Below are 16,531 nucleotides of genomic sequence, written 5' to 3'. Positions count from 1 at the left end.
AATCACGCTATAAAAGCAAAGATTATAGGAAGAAGCACCGGAGGAGGCTTTTATATCGTTCCTGAAGGCGTTGAAAAATTGCAAAATGATTTAGAGAAATTGCAAAATCAAAAAGAAGAAATTTATTATGAATATGCTAAAAATTTTTCCATTTTTTTAGCTAAAAATTTATTATTCTTAAAATTTATTAACAACGCTTTTGATTTATTTGATCATTATAGCGCTAGGGTTTTGATGGCTAAAAAGAAAGATTATGAATTTCTCTTGTGTAAAAATTCAGACGAGATTGTTTTAAAAGATTTTGCACATCCAGCTTTAAAAAATCCTAAAAGCGTTTCACTTGAATTTAAAAAGCAAGTTTTGATCATTACCGGGGTAAATGCTGGTGGAAAATCGATGCTTTTAAAAAGCATTTTAAGCGCTTGTTTTTTAGCTAAACATCTTTTGCCAATGCATATAAATGCAAATGAAAGCAAAATAGGAACTTTTAAGGAATTTGATGCCATTATTGAAGATCCGCAAAATGTGAAAAATGACATTTCCACCTTTGCAGGAAGAATGCTCCATTTTTCCAAACTCTTTACAAAGAAAAATTTACTTTTAGGGATAGATGAAATAGAGCTTGGAACAGATTTTGAAGAAGCGGCTTGCTTGTATAGTACTTTGATCTCTCATTTGATTTCTAATAAATTAAAAATCATCATCACCACGCACCATAAACGCCTTGCTATGCTTTTAGCTGAAAATGAACAAGTTGAATTGATAGCGGCTTTATATGATGAGGAATTTTCAAGACCAAAATACGAGTTTTTAAAAGGCACCATAGGAAAATCTTATGCTTTTGAAACGGCTTTGCGTTATCAAATTCCGCCAAATTTAGTTAAAAAAGCCAAAGAGCTTTATGGAGAAGATAAGCAAAATTTAGAAGAAATGGTGAGTAAAAATATCAATCTTGAGCTCGATTTAAAGCTAAAATTAGATGAGGTAGGCAAAAAAGAACAAAAAATAGATGAAATTTTACTTTCTTTAAAAGATCAAAAAGAAAAAAATGAAAGCGAATTTCGTCAAAAACTAAGGGATTTAGAGCTTAAATTTTATCAAGCTATAGAAGAAGCTAAAAAAACGATACGCTTAAAAGAAACTAAAGAAAAACAAAGAAGTTTAAACAAAGCTAATGAGCTTAAGAAAAATATCGTTTTGCCAAGTATGGAGCAAAATGAAGAGTTAAGAGTTGGGGATTTTGTAAAATATGAAAAGATTAAAGGAAAAATCGTAGGAATTTCTAAAAATGATGCTTTAGTGGAAAGTGAAGGGATAAAACTTCGTGTGCCTTTAAAACTCCTTAAAAAAAGCGGTGCTATCCCTAAACCTAGTCCAAAAACAAGTATAAATATCACAAAGCCTAGCAATTTGGGCGTGAGTTTGGATTTGCACGGGCTTAGAAGTGATGAAGCGATTTCAAGGCTTGATAAATTCATTTCAGATGCTTTGATAGCGGGTTTTGATGAGGTGATCGTTTATCATGGTATAGGTACAGGAAAACTCGCTTTTGCGGTAAGAGAGTTTTTAAAAACGCATAAAAGCGTAAAAAGCTTTAGTGATGCTCCGATCAATCAAGGTGGCTTTGGTGCTAAGGTTGTAAGGTTTTAAGAAGGGTTAAATTATGGCAAAAAAAGAAGCACAAACAGATTTATTTGTATATAAACTTTTAGAAGAAGCAGGTATAAATTTAACTTATCAAGGATCAGATATTAAAGAATTAAATGAAGCCTTAAAGAATGCTTCAAAAAAAGGAACTAATAAGCAAGGATATCCGGAATATTGTGGAGTAGTAAAAGATTTTGTTATAGTTATAGAAAATAAAGCAGATATAAATAAACACATTAAGAGGGATGAGAAAAATTTAATTTCCCAAGATCAAAAAGATATAGAAAATTACGCACTCAATGGTGTATTATGGTATGCAAAACAAATTATTGCAAATCAGACTAGTTATAAGAAAATTTTTGCTATTGCTGTAAGTGGTGATAGCAAAAGACATAGAATTACTCCAATGTTTATAGATAATGGGGCATTTATTAGAGAGCCTTTAGGAGACATAGAAACTTTTATGCTCTTTAATGAAAAAAGCATAGAAGATTACTATAAAAGAGAAGTTTTAAAAGAGGAGTCAAGCAAACAAAAGAAAAAAGAAGAGATTGAAAAAATTGCAGCAGTTTTACATGAAGATTTAAGAAATTATGGTGCGTTAGATGATAGAAATAAACCTTTGGTTGTGGCTGGAATTTTGCTTGCACTTGATGAAATGAAAACTAAAAATTTAACTTTAGATTATCTAAATAATGATGATATAGATACAGATGGTTTTAAGATTTATGAGTTAATAAAATCGAATTTAAAAAGATCAAATTTAGCACCCGAAGTAAAACTTGATAAGGTTTTAGCTCAGTTTTCTGTTATTAAAGATACTAAAAAGATCAATGAAATATGTGAAATTGTTGATAAAAAGGGATTAAAAATAAATTCTACTCCTTTAAAACATTATACAAAGTTCATTAAAGAAAATATTTTTGATGCTATCGATAGGATTAAAAATTCTGATGATTATTTAGGAATTTTTTATAGCGAATTTATGCGTTTTAGCGGTGGAGATGGGCAGACTTTAGGTATAGTGCTTACTCCTACGCATATTACGGAATTATTTTGTGATTTGGTAGAGTTAAAAGCTACTGATAGAGTACTTGATCCTTGTTGCGGAACTGGTGGATTTTTAATCACTGCTATGGATTATATGTTATTGCAAGCAAAAAATGAAAGACAAAAAGAAGAAATTAAAAAAAATCAGCTTTTTGGTTTCGAGCTTCAATCTTTTATGTTTGCAGTTGCTACGGCTAATATGGTTTTAAGGGGAGACGGTAAGAGTAATTTAAATGATGAAGATTTTTTAAAACAAAATCCTTTAAAACTTCAAGAAGAATTTAGAGCCAATATAGGATTTATGAATCCGCCTTATTCTCAAGGTAAAATAGATAAAAATTTAACCGAAATTGCATTCAGTGATCATTTATTAAATTCTATACTTAAAGATGGAAAAGTGGTAGTCATAGTCCCCCAATCTGCAATGACTGGAAAAAGCAAAGAAGAAAAAATAATCAAAGCAAATATCTTAAAAAATCACACTTTAGAAGGAGTGATTACTTTAAATAAAAATACCTTTTATGGAGTGGGGACTAATCCTTGCATAGCGGTTTTTACCGCTGGAATTCCACATTATAAAGATAAAATGGTTAAATTTATAAATTTTGAAGATGATGGTTATGAAGTGCAAAAACATAAAGGTTTGGTTGAAACCATACATGCAAAGGATAAAAAAGCTTATCTTTTGAAGGTTTGGAATGATGAAATAGAGGCTCCAAGTAAATTTTGTGTAAAAACAACTATAGAAGAAAATGATGAATGGTTGCATAGTTTTTATTATTTTAATGATGAAATTCCAACCCATGAAGAATTCGAAAAAACAATGGCAGATTATTTAACTTTTGAATTCAATATGATAACTCATGGAAGAGGATATTTGTTTGGTTTAGAGGATGATAAAGATGAAAGTTAGTTTAGACAGCGTAGAATGGAAAGAGTTTAAGATAAGTGGGATTTTTGAAATAGTAAATTCTAAGCCTTATCATAAAACCTCACTTCAAAAAGGTTTTACTCCTTACATTACAAGAACCTCATTTAATAATGGCTTAGAATGTTGTGTAAAAAGTGATGGTTTAAAAATTAATCCTAAAAATACTATTTCATTAGGTGCGGAAAATGCAGACTTTTTTTATCAAGAATTAGAATATATTACTGGTAATAAAATGTACTATCTTAAAAATAAAAATATTAATAGATATACAGGACTTTTTTTGGTTAAAATGCTACAAAGTAGCATTAAAAATTGTGGGTTTGGTTATGGAAAAGGGCTTACTGGTACAAGACTTAAAAATAGAGCTTTGCTTTTACCTGTAGATTCTAAAGGTAATCCGCATTGGCAATTTATGGAAGATTATATGAAGACAATAGAACAAAAATATATCGAAGATATTTTAAACTACTATAATAAAAAATTATTAGATAATTCGATGACGGGGGGGGGATACAAGTTGTAGTAATCTTTCCTTTAGAGATAAAAGTATTTTCATTGAGGATGGCCTCATGAAAATTGCATTAGAAAATTTAAAATTAGAAGATGTAGAGTGGAGAGAATTTAAAATAAGTGATGTGTTTGACATTTATACAGGAGCTTTGATTAATCAAAATGAAATACAACAAGGAAAATTTCCACGTATTACTGCTACAGATTTAAATAATGGTATAGCTTTTTTTACTGATGATTTAAAACATAAAAATTTTCGAACTTTGGAAAATTTTATTAGCATTTCATTTTTAGGAAGTGTTTTTTATCATAAAAGCAAAGTAAGTTTAGATATGAAAATTCATGGAATAAAAATAAAGAATAAAGAATTAAATTATAATATAGCTCTTTTTTTGATTCCACTAATTAAAAAATTTGCTTTTAAATATTCTTATGGTTATCAGTTATCAACTTCTGTTTTAAAAGGTCAAAAATTATTACTCCCTATAGACTCTAAAGGTGATCCGCATTGGCAGTTTATGGAAGATTATATGAGAGCTATAGAAAAAGAACATTTAGAAAAAATTACGGCTTATTATAATGCTAAATTAAACGAAAGTAATAGGCGGAGCGGGGGATTTGATTTAGATAAATATAAAAAATTTATTCAAAATCAAAAACAATTAGAAAATGTCGAGTGGAAAGAATTTAAAATAAATGAAATTTTTAATGTTTATACAGGAGGAGATTTAATATTATCCAAAATTAAAAAAGGGAATATTCCTATAATTAGCCATAGTGTGCTAAATAATGGAATTAGCTCATGGAGTTCACAGATTAAAGATAGAAAAATTTTTAATTATAAGACAACAATTTCATTAGCTGATAGAGGTAATTTTTTTGCATTTACGCAAATGCAGAATTTTTATATAGGCACACGAGTAAAGGCCTTAGAGATAAAATATAATGTTGATTTTGATGTGCTAAAATTTATTTGCGTATGTATTAATAAACAATCTGAGAGATTTTCATACGGAAGAAATTGCTGTGCAAATATAGAATTTTTAAATATTATTCTTCCTATAGACTCTAAAGGTAATCCTAATTGGCAATTTATGGAAGATTATATAAAAGATATAGAATATAAAAAGATAAAAGATATTGTAGCTTATTATCAAAGAAAATCATAAATCCACAAATATTTCTTAAAGTATTTTGTGCTAGACTTTGAAAAATTTAAGGTTTAGCGATGAAAAATGTAATGATATTAAGCGGAGCAGGGTTATCTGCTCCAAGCGGACTTAAAACTTTTAGAGATAATGACGGACTTTGGGAAGAATACGGTGTGATGGAGGTTTTCTCTGCAACAGCTTTTAGGAAAAATCCTAAAAAAGTGCTTGATTTTTACGATGAAAGAAGAGAGCAGCTTAAAAACGTAGAGCCAAATCACGCCCATAAAAAAATAGCAGAACTTAAGCAAAAATGGGGTAAAAATCTTTTTGTGATCACGCAAAATGTCGATGATTTGCTTGAGCGCGCAGCGTGTAAAGATGTGATCCATTTGCACGGCTTTTTACCTGAACTTCGTTGCCTAAAATGCGGTGAAATTTTTAGTATCGGCTATGAAAAAATGGCCGGTAAATTTTGCCCTAAATGCAAAAGTGAAAATTTAAGACACAATATAGTCATGTTTGAAGAGGCGGCGCCTATGTATGTCACTCTTTATTCTTTGCTTGAGCAAACTTCGCTTTTTATCAGCATAGGCACAAGCGGAGCAGTTTTGCCAGTGGGGCAATACGCTAGCATGTGTGAAAAAAGTATTTTAAATATTTATGATAAAGATGATAATTTAGAAAAATATTTTGATAAAATTTATATTGAAGATGTTGTAAGTGCGATTGATAAAATTGCACTAGATATTGAAGAGTTTATGGAGAGTTAATGTTTGATTCTTTGTTAAATGGATTGATTTTAGGATTTGGCGTTAGTGTTCCTTTTGGGCCGGTTAATATTTTGATCTTAACCTATGCTTTAAGATCTTTTAAAAATTCATTAGCGGTAGGCTTTGGGGCTTTTAGTATCGATATGCTTTATCTTTTTTTATTGCAATTTGGGCTTTTGGGTTTTTTAAACAATGATATTTTTAAATATATCTTGGCTATTTTTGGCTTTTGTTTTTTAAGTTATATGGCTTTTTTAATGGTTAGAAAAAAAAGCGAAGCTTTAGATCTGCAAAATCAAGATTTTAAAGAAAGTCTTTTAAAAAGTTATATCAAAGGATGTTTTTTAAATGGAACAAATCCTTTTGTTATAGGATTTTGGTTAAGTACAGCTGGGGTGATCATCGCAGATGGGCATCCTTATATTATGACTATTGGGCTTGTTATTTCCATCATAGCTTGGGTTTTTGCTTTGTCTTTTTTTGTGGCTAGATATAAACATTTCTTTGGTGTAAAGGTTATTAAGATTGTAAATATAGTTTCAGCTTTGATTATAGAATACTTTGCCCTTAGTTTGTTGTATAAAACTTTTATAGGATAAAAAATGAATGCCAAAGAACTTTTAATCGAGCTTTTAAAATTTAAATCCATCACACCAAAAGATGATGGAATTTTAAATTTTATCGCCTTAGAACTTAGCGATTTTGAAGCTTTTTTTGTGGAAAAAGAGGGTGTAAAAAATTTATTATTGACAAAAAAATTTCAAGATGGAGGCGATCATTTAGCATTTTGCGGCCATGTAGATGTTGTGCCTGCGGGTGAGGGTTGGCAAAGTGATCCTTTCAAACCTGTAGAAAAAGAGGGCTTTATTTACGCAAGGGGTGCTCAAGATATGAAAAGCGGCGTGGCTGCTTTTATCAATGCGGCTAAAAACGCGAATTTTAAAGGTTCTAGGCTTTCTTTAATGCTAACAAGTGACGAAGAAGGGGATGCAAAATACGGAACTTTGGAGCTTCTTAAATTCATGCAAGAAGAAAATATCTTGCCTGATTTTGCTATAGTAGGTGAGCCAACTTGTGAAAAATATCTAGGAGATAGCATCAAAATAGGACGTAGAGGTTCTATCAATGGTAAAATTCTCATACGCGGAAAACAAGGACATGTTGCGTATCCTGAAAAATGTATCAATCCTATCCATGATTTTTCTCATGCTTTGAAATTTTTAGCGGGTTTTGATCTTGATCCTGGTAGCGCGGATTTTACTCCTTCTAAGATAGTCATTACTGATATTAGGGGAGGACTTGAGGTGTGCAATGTAACTCCAAATGATCTAAAATTGATGTTTAATGTTAGAAATTCTCCAGATACGACTTTAGATGATGTGAAAAATTATATCGATAAAATTTGCCATGGTTTAAATTATGAATTAGAAATCAAACAAAGTTCAAAGCCTTTTTTAACTCATTATGATAATAAAGTGGTGCAAAAATTAAACGAAAGTATCCAAAAGATCACGCAACGCGTTCCGAGTTTCAATACCAAAGGCGGCACAAGCGATGCAAGATTTTTAGCAGAATTTGGTATAAGTGTATGCGAATTTGGAGTATGCAACGATAGAATTCACGCTATTGATGAAAGAGTAAGCGTGGAAGATTTTGAAAAACTTTGTGAAATTTATAAAGATTTTATAGAAAATTTTTAGAGGCTAGCAATGATTGAAGAAATTTTAAAAGATACTGGTTATAAATTAGATTTATTTTCTAAAGAAGCTATTGAGAAATTAGAAAAATCAATTTTTACCAAAGAAGCAAAAAATGGAAAAAATTATTATGTCCAATGTCTCATTAGAAATAAAGATATCAAGCTAACTCCGGAAGAAATAGTACGTCAGCTTTATATTGACAAACTTTTAAATGAATATGATTATCCTAAAGATAGAATTAAGGTTGAATTTGGCGTGCATTTTGGTAGAGAGGTTAAAAGAGCTGATATTGTGGTAATGGATAAAATTCAAATTACAACCCCTTATATCATCGTAGAAGTAAAAAAACCAAAACTAAAAGATGGTAAAGAACAGCTTAAAAGTTATTGTAATGCTACAGGTGCAACCATGGCTGTATGGTGTAATGGCAAGGAAATTAGTTATTATCACAGAAAAGATCCAAATTATTTTGAATCGATTCCAAATATCCCCAAATCAAATCAAACTTTACCTGAAATTTTAAGAGTAGATTTTACTTTTAAAGATTTAATCGAAAAAGATATTTTAAAACAACAAACAAGAAGCTTAAAAAGTTTGATTCTGGAAATGGAAGATGAGGTTTTAGCAAATGCAGGAGTAGATGTATTTGAAGAATGTTTTAAGCTAATCTTTATAAAGCTTTATGATGAACTTGAAGGGGCTAGGGATAAAACAAAGAATTTAGAATTTAGAAAATATGGGGAATCAGATTCCGAGCTTAAACAAAAAATTGAAATTCTTTTTGATAAAGCGAAAAAAAAGTGGCAGGGAATATTCAACACTGATGAAAAAATCAAACTTTCTCCATCGCATTTGAGTGTATGCATATCATTATTACAAGATGTAAAATTATTTAATTCTAATCTAGAAGTCATTGATGATGCTTTTGAATATCTCGTTAATAAATCCTCCAAAGGAGAAAAAGGGCAGTATTTTACCCCGCGTTATGTAATTGATATGTGCGTAAAAATGTTAAATCCTAAAAAAGATGAAAGTATGATAGATACGGCAAGTGGAAGCTGTGGCTTTCCTATACATACTTGTTTTTATGTGTGGCGTTCAATTTATAAAGAAAGAGGTATAGAGGCTAGCCATTTATTTACAGCTGAAGAAAAAATACCAGAATGTCAAGATTATGTAAAAGAAAAAGTATTTGGTATAGATTTTGATGAAAAAAGCGTGCGTGTATCTAAAATGCTCAATCTTATCGCAGGTGATGGACATACCAATGTTTTATATCTTAATTCTATCGATTTTGAAAGATGGAATGAATGGGTAAAAGAAGATGAGGATTGGCTAAGTGTGTATTTTGAAGGCTTTAATCGTTTGAAAAATTTAAGAGCTACAAAAAATCAAAATAGGGATTTTGATTTTGATATTTTAATGGCAAATCCTCCTTTTGCTGGCGATATAAAAGAAAGTAGGATTCTTGCTAGATATGAGTTATGCAAAAAAGAAAATGGCAAAATCCAAACTAAAATGGGAAGAGATATTTTATTTATCGAAAGAAATTTAGATATGTTAAAGCCAGGTGGTAGAATGGCCATAGTGCTTCCACAAGGACGTTTTAACAACTCAAGCGATAAATTTATAAGAGAATTTATAGCACAAAAAGCTAGAATTTTAGCCGTTATTGGACTTCATGGTAATGTTTTCAAGCCTCATACTGGAACAAAAACAAGTGTTTTAATCTTGCAAAAATGGGATGAGAAATTATGTCCAAAGGTTGAGGATTATAATATTTTCTTTGCAACGATGAATGAACCTAGCAAAGATAACTCAGGAGAGAAAATCTATTATCCACTTTTGGATTCTCATGATCATTTGGTTGTAAAACATGATTTATTTTATCCGCATTTAGAAGGCGATGAACCGATAAAGCAAAAGAATGAAAGCGAAGAAGAATTTGATAAAAGAATACAAAAATATAAAGACAATTTAGAAAAATACAAAGATTTGCAAAAAGACGGGATAGCGGAAGCCTTTATCGAATTTGCAAAGAGTGAAAATTTGAGTTTTTGGAGATAAAAAAGAATTTAGAGTAGCCTCTCATTTAAGAGTACCCCGTAGCCGTCGACGGGTTAGCCCTCTAAACTGATGTTATTATAGCAGATAAAAAATAAATTTGTAATTAGGAGTGAAAATGGGTTTTTCTTTGCAAAGTTTTGAATATGAAAAAATTAAAATTTTGTTTTCCAAATTCCCAAATTTATTAAATGAAGATTTTGAAGCTCGCATGAAAAAAGCAATTGGTGTATTGCATTTTGATTATTTATGGGGTGCTTGCAAGGAGGCAGAAAAAATTTTACCCAAATGCAAACAAGATAATTTATTTGATTTGATTATGAAATTATACACCAAAAAAAGAAAAACTCATCAAGCCAATTTTTTACTTTTGCATTGTTTTGAAAATGCATTGCGTAGCACATTGTGTGTTAAAATTGCAAATTTATATAATACAAGCAATGATGATTCTTGGTTTAAAGCCATAAACTCAAATTCAAATGGACTCAATAATATTTTAAAACTTTTCAACAAGAGAAAAAAACACTTAGGCGGTAAAGAGGCACAAAATTCTTGGGAAGTTTTTGATTGCTTTTATCTTGTGGATTTAGAAGATATTATCAGTTTTCATTGGGGTGAATTTGCGCCTATTTTTAAAAATGAAAAAAGATATAAAGGACAAGATTTGCCAAGTTATGGCACAAAGGATCATTTATTAACTAAACTTAGTCAAATCAGAAAAGCAAGAAATGAGATCTTTCGCAATAAACCTACAAAGATAAAATTTCGTAAAGATTTAGAAATTTTGCTTTTGCGTTTAGAATACAATTTAGAAGATGCTATTGAGATTGGCGATATTAAAGAATCTATTGACTTAAGATATAATTACAAGGATGTTGGATGAGTTTAAATCAAAATTTACAGGAAAAATATCCGCATTTAGAGCTTAGTGTATTAAAACTTAGCGAGGTAAAAAAAGACAATGAAAGCTTTAGAATAGATTCCGAGCCATTTAAAAAGTCAAATTTATATTTTAATAAGAACATATTGTATGAAAAATTATCAAATATTGCGACTATAAATCCTTCAAAAAATGAAATAAGCAATCTTTCGCAAGATACAATAGTTACTTTTTTATCAATGCAAAATTTAGGCAACGGCTTTATAAACTATAGAGAATCGGGGCAAATTGCGGAATTTAAAAATGGATATACTTATTTTATGGAAAATGATATTCTTATTGCTAAAATAACGCCTTGCATGGAGCATGGAAAATGTGCAATTGCCACAGGATTAACAAATAGTATAGGTTTTGGCAGTACAGAATTTAATGTTTTTAGAATTCAAGATTCTAGGTTTTTAACCGCATTTGTTTTTTGTTATCTTGATAGAGATTCTATAAGAAAGACAGCTGCTGATAATATGATAGGTACTAGCGGAAGGCAAAGAGTGCCAACCGCATTTTACGAGAAGTTAATTATTCCCATCCTCCCTATGTCTTTTCAGCAAGAAATTGAAAAGATGGTGAAAGATTCTTACAAGGCTTTGGAGGAAAGTAAGGCTTTATATAAAAAGGCTGAAGAAACTTTGTATTTGGAATTAGGCCTTGATCCACTCGATCCTCTAAAAAGCATTGAAACAAAAAATCAAAAAAACCTAAATATTTCTATTCGTTCATTGAAAGAATCTTTTTTAAAAACAGGGCGTTTGGATAGTGAATATTATCAAGAAAAATATGAAGAAAATAATGAGATAATAAAGTCAATAAATTATGGTATTTTAAATGAATTTGTGTCAATAAACAAATCCATAGAACCTGGAAGTGAATTTTACAAAGATGTAGGAATTCCATTTATTAGAGTTTCAAATTTAAGCGAAAATGGATTAAGCGAAAGTGATATTTTTTTAGATGAAAAAGATTTTTGTTTGCAATATTTAAAATCTTTATATCCTAAGAAAGATACTATTTTGTTTAGTAAAGATGGAAGCGTTGGCATTGCATATTGTGTAAAAGAAGATAAGGAAATTATTACCAGTGGTGCCATTTTACATTTGCATATAAAGGATAAAAAGAAAATTTTACCAGAATACCTAACATTATTTTTAAATTCTGTTTTTGTAAAATTACAAGCTGAAAGAGATTGTGGTGGTTCCATTATATCGCATTGGAGAGTGGATGATATAAAAAATATTTTAATTGCCGTCCTTGATTTTAAAATTCAAGAAAAAATTTCAAAATATATCGAAGAAAGTTTTTCTTTAAGGAAAAAATCTAAAGAATTATTAGATAATGCTAAAATAAAAGTAGAGCAGGAAATAGAGAATTTAAGGAATTAAATGATTATCAATGGTGAAAAGCTTGATTTAAAAGAATTAAGATTGATGGATTTTTTAAAAGAAAAGGGTTACAAAATCGAACTCATCGCCTTAGAATTAAACGGAGAAATTATTCCAAAGGATCGTTTTGAAAATTTGATTTTAAAAGAAAATGATAAGGCTGAAATTGTAAGTTTTGTAGGGGGTGGCTGATGAAAATAAAATTCAATGGTAAAGAGCTTGAAACCTCTTTTAAAAGCACTTTGGAATTTTTTCAAAGTGTGAGTGAAAATGAAAATGATGTTTGGATAGTCAATGGCTTTGCAACAAAAGAAGATTTAAATTTAAATGAAAATGACGAGCTTTTTTGCATACAAAAAAACACTTTGCCTCCAAAAGATGCACTTGATACGATGATGAGAGCAAGACACACCCCAAAACTTCACGATAAATTAAAAAATTCAAGTGTTGCGGTGTGTGGCTTAGGTGGCCTTGGCTCTCATATAGCCATCATGTTAGCAAGAAGTGGGATAGGGGTTTTAAAACTCATCGATTTTGATGTGGTAGAGCCTAGCAATCTTAACCGCCAAGCTTATCGCGTGTGTGATTTGGGTAAATTTAAAACCGAGGCTTTAAAAGAGCAAATCAAAGAAATCAATCCTTACACGCAAGTTGAAATTGAAACTTTAAAAATAGATGAGCAAAATTTAGCCCATTTATTTAAGGATATAAATATCGTTTGTGAAGCTTTTGATACACCTTTAGCAAAAGCTATGATCGCGCAAAATTTTCATAAATTTTATCCTGATACAACTTTAATCTGTGCTTCAGGACTTGCAGGTTATGGCGATAGCAATAGTATACAAACGAGAAAAATTGCAAAAAATTTCTATGTTTGTGGGGATTTGGTGAATGCAGCGCAAGTTGGAAATGGACTGATGGCGCCACGGGTTAATATTTGTGCAGGACATCAAGCTAATTTGGTTTTAGAACTTTTAGCTAGCAAGGAGTAAAAATGGATGATAAATTAAAAATTGGAAAATATGAATTTAACTCACGTTTTATTTTAGGATCGGGTAAATTTTCACTTGAGTTGATCAAATCAGCCATCGAAGAAGCAGGAGCACAGATCATCACTCTAGCTTTACGCCGTGCTTATACGGGAGAGGTTGAAAATATCTTAGATTATATTCCAAAAAATATCACTCTTTTGCCTAATACTTCAGGGGCAAGAAATGCTCAAGAAGCTTTACGTATAGCAAGACTTTCAAGGGAGTTAGGATGTGGAGAGCTTATAAAGATCGAGGTGATTAGCGATAGTAAATATTTATTGCCGGATAATTACGAAACGATCAAAGCTTGCGAACTTTTAGCAAAAGATGGTTTTACGCCCTTGCCTTATATGTATGCTGATCTTTATGCAGCTAGAGCGATGAGAGATGCTGGAGCGGCGGCTATCATGCCTTTGGCTGCACCTATAGGAAGCAATAAAGGCTTGTGTGCTAAAGAATTTATACAAATTTTACTCAATGAAATCGATCTTCCTATTATCGTAGATGCAGGCATTGGCAGTCCATCTCAAGCTTGTGAGGCAATGCAAATGGGAGTAAGTGCTGTTATGGCAAATACAGCTATAGCCGAGGCAAAAAATATCGCTTTAATGGCTAAGGCTTTTTCTTTAGCGATAAAAGCAGGAAGAGAGGGTTATTTAGCTGGCTTAGCAAGCGTGAGTGAGGCTAAGGCAAGTTCTCCTTTAACAGGATTTTTAAGGGATTGATCATGCAAGATTTTATGCAATATTTGCCTCACATGCAAGAAATAAAAAGTGATATTTTGGATAAAGTTTTGTTTGAAATAAAAGATTATGATGAGGCTAAATTTAGCGCTAAAGATGTTGAAGAAGCTTTAAATTCTGCCCATTTAAGCATAGAAAATTTAAAAGTTTTGCTTTCAAGTGCGGCTGAAGAATTTATCGAAGAATTAGCTTTTAAGTCATCAAAGACAAAAATAAAATATTTTGGAAATTCTATATCGCTTTTTACTCCGCTTTATTTGTCAAATTATTGTAATTCTAAGTGTGTGTATTGTGGTTTCCAAAAGGGCAATAAAATCGCAAGAGCAAAGCTTAATGAAGATGAAATTCACAAAGAGATGAAAGCGATTGCAAAAACAGGTTTGCAAGAAATTTTGTTATTGACAGGCGAAGGAAGAGAATTTGCAAATGTAGAATACATCGCAAAAGCTTGTGCTATCGCAAAAGAGTATTTTAAAGTCATAGGGGTTGAAATTTATCCTATGAATGAGGATGAGTATAAAATTTTGCATGAAAATGGCTGCGATTATGTGACTATTTTTCAAGAAACTTATAATCCTTTAAAATATTCTAAAATTCATCTTGGTGGCGAAAAACGCATTTTTCCTTATCGTTTTAACGCCCAAGAAAGAGCTTTAAAAGCGGGTATGAGAGGAGTTGCTTTTGCTGCACTTTTAGGCATAGATGATTTTAGAAAAGATGCTTTAGCTACGGTTTTACACGCGTATTTTTTACAGCAAAAATATCCACATGCTGAAATTTCTCTTTCTGTACCACGTTTAAGACCTATCATCAACAATGCTAAAATTCATCCTAAAGATGTGAGCGAAAAGCGTCTTTTGCAAGTGCTTTGCGTGTATAGACTTTTTTTACCTTTTGCGGGAATTACGATATCAAGCCGTGAAAGAATAGGCTTTAGGGATGAGGTGATTAAGCTTGGAGCAACTAAAATGAGCGCGGGAGTTAGCGTAGGGATTGGTGAGCATAGTGGTGAAAAAAAGGGCGATGATCAGTTTGAAATTTCAGATGAAAGAAGCGTAGAAGAAATTTTAACCATGCTTAAAAATGCAAATTTGCAGGCTGTGATGAGTGACAGTATCTATGTGGGATAAAAAGATTATCGCCATAAGCGATCGAAAAATTGTTGAGGGTGATTTTTTAAAACAGGTTGAAAAAATCGCCAAATCAGGCGTAGATGCTTTTGTGCTTAGAGAAAAAGATTTGAGTGAGTTTGAGTATTATGACTTAGCTAAAGAAGTTTTGCAAATTTGTTCTAAGCAAAAGCTTACTTGTATTTTGCATTTTTTTGACAGACAATGTTTGAAATTAAATCATAGATATTTTCATGCACCACTTAGTTTGTTAAGACAAGAGCCTAGATTGGCTCGGTATTTTCATTTGCTTGGAACTTCTATCCATAGCAAAGAAGAGCTTTTAGAGGCTATGAATTATAAGGTTAATTATGCTTTTGCTGGACATATTTTTGAAAGTTCTTGTAAGAAGGATTTAGAGCCTAAAGGAATTGAGTTTTTAAATTCCTTACTCGCTTTTGGCAAAATTCCACTTTATGCTATAGGTGGGATTAATCTAGAAAATATTGAAAAACTTAAAAATTTAGATATAGCTGGAGTTTGCATGAGAGAAGCTTTGATGAATGAAAAAAAATTAAAAGTTTATTTAAATGAATGCAGACAAAAATGTGAGTAAGCATATAGTTTTACCCCAAGATCTTAGAAAATTAAAAAATATTAATTATAAGAATTTTCAATTTTGCACCTTTGCAAGATATATCCAAAAAGATTCTTTTCATTCTAATTACATAAATTTACAAAAACACCTTTTAACCTTCGTTAAAAAAGGTTATAAAATTTTACACACACCTAAAAAAGATTATAGAATTAATTCTTATGAGGTTTTGTTTTTAAAATCGGGAAATTACACTCTTAGTAATATAGGTTTAAAAGATGGAATTTATGAAGCGCATTTATTTTTCTTTGATAATGCTTTTTTAATAGAATTGATTTATAAATACAAGAATTTGCTCAATTTTAACCCCTCTTCCTTAAATGACGAAATTTTTTGGATACGAAATGATAAAATTTTACAAGGAATTTTAGAGAGCTTTAATCCATATTTTGATGAAAATACGCAAATTTTAGACCCAATTATTAATTTAAAATTTGAAGAGATTTTTTTGCATTTGCTTTTAAATAAAAATTCAAATTTTATCACTTTTTTAGCTGAAATTTTAAAAGAATTTCGTTTGGATTTATCTCAGCTTTTTGAGTATTGTGAGAAAGAATTTTTAAGTGTTCAAGAAATGGCTGATTTTGCTAAGCTTGATTTAGCGAGTTTTTCTAGAGAATTTAAAAAATGCTTTAAGATGAGTCCAAAAAGATGGTTGGATGAAAAACGTTTGCAAAAGGCTAAATTTTTGCTTGAATTTTCTAAAAAAAATATCAATGAAATAGCGACAGAATGTTCCTTTTCCTCTATATCTTGGTTTATAGAAAGATTTAAAAAAAGCTATAAAATGACCCCTAAGCAATATCAAAAATCAAAAAACTTATATTTTTAATCAAAAAACTAATACATTTTAT

The 16,531-nt window shown here is 30.6% G+C and carries 16 protein-coding genes; all 16 read left to right on the top strand.

The window, feature by feature from the left end; all coding sequences use genetic code 11:
* Window positions 1–1,650, top strand: a 1,650-nt coding sequence (locus tag H2277_RS06565; protein WP_337201541.1) for an endonuclease MutS2, incomplete at its 5' end; no start/stop codon positions are given.
* 13 nt (window positions 1,651–1,663) lie between these two features.
* Window positions 1,664–3,610, top strand: coding sequence for an N-6 DNA methylase (locus H2277_RS06560; protein ID WP_337201540.1), 1,947 nt, complete (start codon window positions 1,664–1,666; stop codon window positions 3,608–3,610).
* Entirely contained in the window at window positions 3,600–4,151 is a 552-nt protein-coding gene (locus H2277_RS06555) for a restriction endonuclease subunit S (protein WP_337201539.1), read from the top strand. Before H2277_RS06560 ends, H2277_RS06555 begins: the two co-directional genes overlap by 11 nt.
* A gap of 46 nt (window positions 4,152–4,197) precedes the next feature.
* Window positions 4,198–5,307 (top strand): restriction endonuclease subunit S, encoded by a 1,110-nt coding sequence (locus tag H2277_RS06550; RefSeq protein ID WP_337201538.1) that lies wholly within the window; start codon window positions 4,198–4,200, stop codon window positions 5,305–5,307.
* A 59-nt stretch (window positions 5,308–5,366) separates the two neighbouring features.
* Complete coding sequence (locus tag H2277_RS06545) at window positions 5,367–6,059, top strand: NAD-dependent deacetylase (protein ID WP_337201537.1); 693 nt, start codon at window positions 5,367–5,369, stop codon at window positions 6,057–6,059.
* Entirely contained in the window at window positions 6,059–6,658 is a 600-nt protein-coding gene (locus H2277_RS06540; protein WP_337201536.1) for a LysE family transporter, read from the top strand. Before H2277_RS06545 ends, H2277_RS06540 begins: the two co-directional genes overlap by 1 nt.
* Before the next feature lie 3 nt (window positions 6,659–6,661).
* Window positions 6,662–7,759: a succinyl-diaminopimelate desuccinylase gene (gene dapE, locus H2277_RS06535; protein ID WP_337201535.1), complete on the top strand. Its 1,098-nt coding sequence runs from the start codon at window positions 6,662–6,664 to the stop codon at window positions 7,757–7,759.
* A 9-nt stretch (window positions 7,760–7,768) separates the two neighbouring features.
* The gene (locus H2277_RS06530; protein ID WP_337201534.1) at window positions 7,769–9,826 is read left to right on the top strand and encodes an N-6 DNA methylase; all 2,058 of its coding nucleotides are present in this window, start codon (window positions 7,769–7,771) and stop codon (window positions 9,824–9,826) included.
* Between the two features lie 115 nt (window positions 9,827–9,941).
* Window positions 9,942–10,706 (top strand): CAAX protease, encoded by a 765-nt coding sequence (locus tag H2277_RS06525; protein WP_337201533.1) that lies wholly within the window; start codon window positions 9,942–9,944, stop codon window positions 10,704–10,706.
* Entirely contained in the window at window positions 10,703–12,139 is a 1,437-nt protein-coding gene (locus H2277_RS06520) for a restriction endonuclease subunit S (RefSeq protein ID WP_337201532.1), read from the top strand. The genes H2277_RS06525 and H2277_RS06520 overlap by 4 nt, the downstream gene beginning before the upstream one ends.
* On the top strand, window positions 12,140–12,331 hold the full coding sequence (gene thiS / locus H2277_RS06515) for a sulfur carrier protein ThiS (RefSeq protein WP_137623392.1): 192 nt from the start codon (window positions 12,140–12,142) through the stop codon (window positions 12,329–12,331).
* Complete coding sequence (gene thiF, locus H2277_RS06510; RefSeq protein WP_337201544.1) at window positions 12,328–13,131, top strand: thiamine biosynthesis protein ThiF; 804 nt, start codon at window positions 12,328–12,330, stop codon at window positions 13,129–13,131. Before thiS ends, thiF begins: the two co-directional genes overlap by 4 nt.
* 2 nt (window positions 13,132–13,133) lie before the next feature.
* Entirely contained in the window at window positions 13,134–13,895 is a 762-nt protein-coding gene (locus H2277_RS06505; protein WP_137621492.1) for a thiazole synthase, read from the top strand.
* Window positions 13,896–13,897: 2 nt separating this feature from the next.
* Window positions 13,898–15,043, top strand: a complete 1,146-nt coding sequence (gene thiH / locus H2277_RS06500) for a 2-iminoacetate synthase ThiH (protein WP_337201531.1) — start codon at window positions 13,898–13,900, stop codon at window positions 15,041–15,043.
* The gene (locus tag H2277_RS06495; RefSeq protein WP_337201543.1) at window positions 15,033–15,638 is read left to right on the top strand and encodes a thiamine phosphate synthase; all 606 of its coding nucleotides are present in this window, start codon (window positions 15,033–15,035) and stop codon (window positions 15,636–15,638) included. Before thiH ends, H2277_RS06495 begins: the two co-directional genes overlap by 11 nt.
* A complete protein-coding gene (locus H2277_RS06490) occupies window positions 15,613–16,509 on the top strand; it encodes a helix-turn-helix domain-containing protein (RefSeq protein ID WP_407928562.1) in 897 nt (298 codons plus the stop codon). The genes H2277_RS06495 and H2277_RS06490 overlap by 26 nt, the downstream gene beginning before the upstream one ends.
* The last annotated feature ends 22 nt before the right edge of the window (window positions 16,510–16,531 follow it).

It is taken from the genome of Campylobacter sp. W0014 (assembly GCF_020135975.1).
GTDB lineage: Bacteria > Campylobacterota > Campylobacteria > Campylobacterales > Campylobacteraceae > Campylobacter_D.
Note: the sequence above shows the minus strand (reverse complement) of the source record. Positions and strands in the feature narration are given on the sequence as shown.

Bases quoted from the DNA above. Each gene is read 5' to 3' on its own strand.
- H2277_RS06560 (WP_337201540.1), top strand. From the start codon at position 1,664: ATGGCAAAAAAAGAAGCACAAACAGATTTATTTGTATATAAACTTTTA.
- H2277_RS06555 (WP_337201539.1), top strand. From the start codon at position 3,600: ATGAAAGTTAGTTTAGACAGCGTAGAATGGAAAGAGTTTAAGATAAGT.
- H2277_RS06550 (WP_337201538.1), top strand. From the start codon at position 4,198: ATGAAAATTGCATTAGAAAATTTAAAATTAGAAGATGTAGAGTGGAGA.
- H2277_RS06545 (WP_337201537.1), top strand. From the start codon at position 5,367: ATGAAAAATGTAATGATATTAAGCGGAGCAGGGTTATCTGCTCCAAGC.
- H2277_RS06540 (WP_337201536.1), top strand. From the start codon at position 6,059: ATGTTTGATTCTTTGTTAAATGGATTGATTTTAGGATTTGGCGTTAGT.
- dapE (WP_337201535.1), top strand. From the start codon at position 6,662: ATGAATGCCAAAGAACTTTTAATCGAGCTTTTAAAATTTAAATCCATC.
- H2277_RS06530 (WP_337201534.1), top strand. From the start codon at position 7,769: ATGATTGAAGAAATTTTAAAAGATACTGGTTATAAATTAGATTTATTT.
- H2277_RS06525 (WP_337201533.1), top strand. From the start codon at position 9,942: ATGGGTTTTTCTTTGCAAAGTTTTGAATATGAAAAAATTAAAATTTTG.
- H2277_RS06520 (WP_337201532.1), top strand. From the start codon at position 10,703: ATGAGTTTAAATCAAAATTTACAGGAAAAATATCCGCATTTAGAGCTT.
- thiS (WP_137623392.1), top strand. From the start codon at position 12,140: ATGATTATCAATGGTGAAAAGCTTGATTTAAAAGAATTAAGATTGATG.
- H2277_RS06505 (WP_137621492.1), top strand. From the start codon at position 13,134: ATGGATGATAAATTAAAAATTGGAAAATATGAATTTAACTCACGTTTT.
- thiH (WP_337201531.1), top strand. From the start codon at position 13,898: ATGCAAGATTTTATGCAATATTTGCCTCACATGCAAGAAATAAAAAGT.
- H2277_RS06495 (WP_337201543.1), top strand. From the start codon at position 15,033: ATGTGGGATAAAAAGATTATCGCCATAAGCGATCGAAAAATTGTTGAG.
- H2277_RS06490 (WP_407928562.1), top strand. From the start codon at position 15,613: ATGAATGCAGACAAAAATGTGAGTAAGCATATAGTTTTACCCCAAGAT.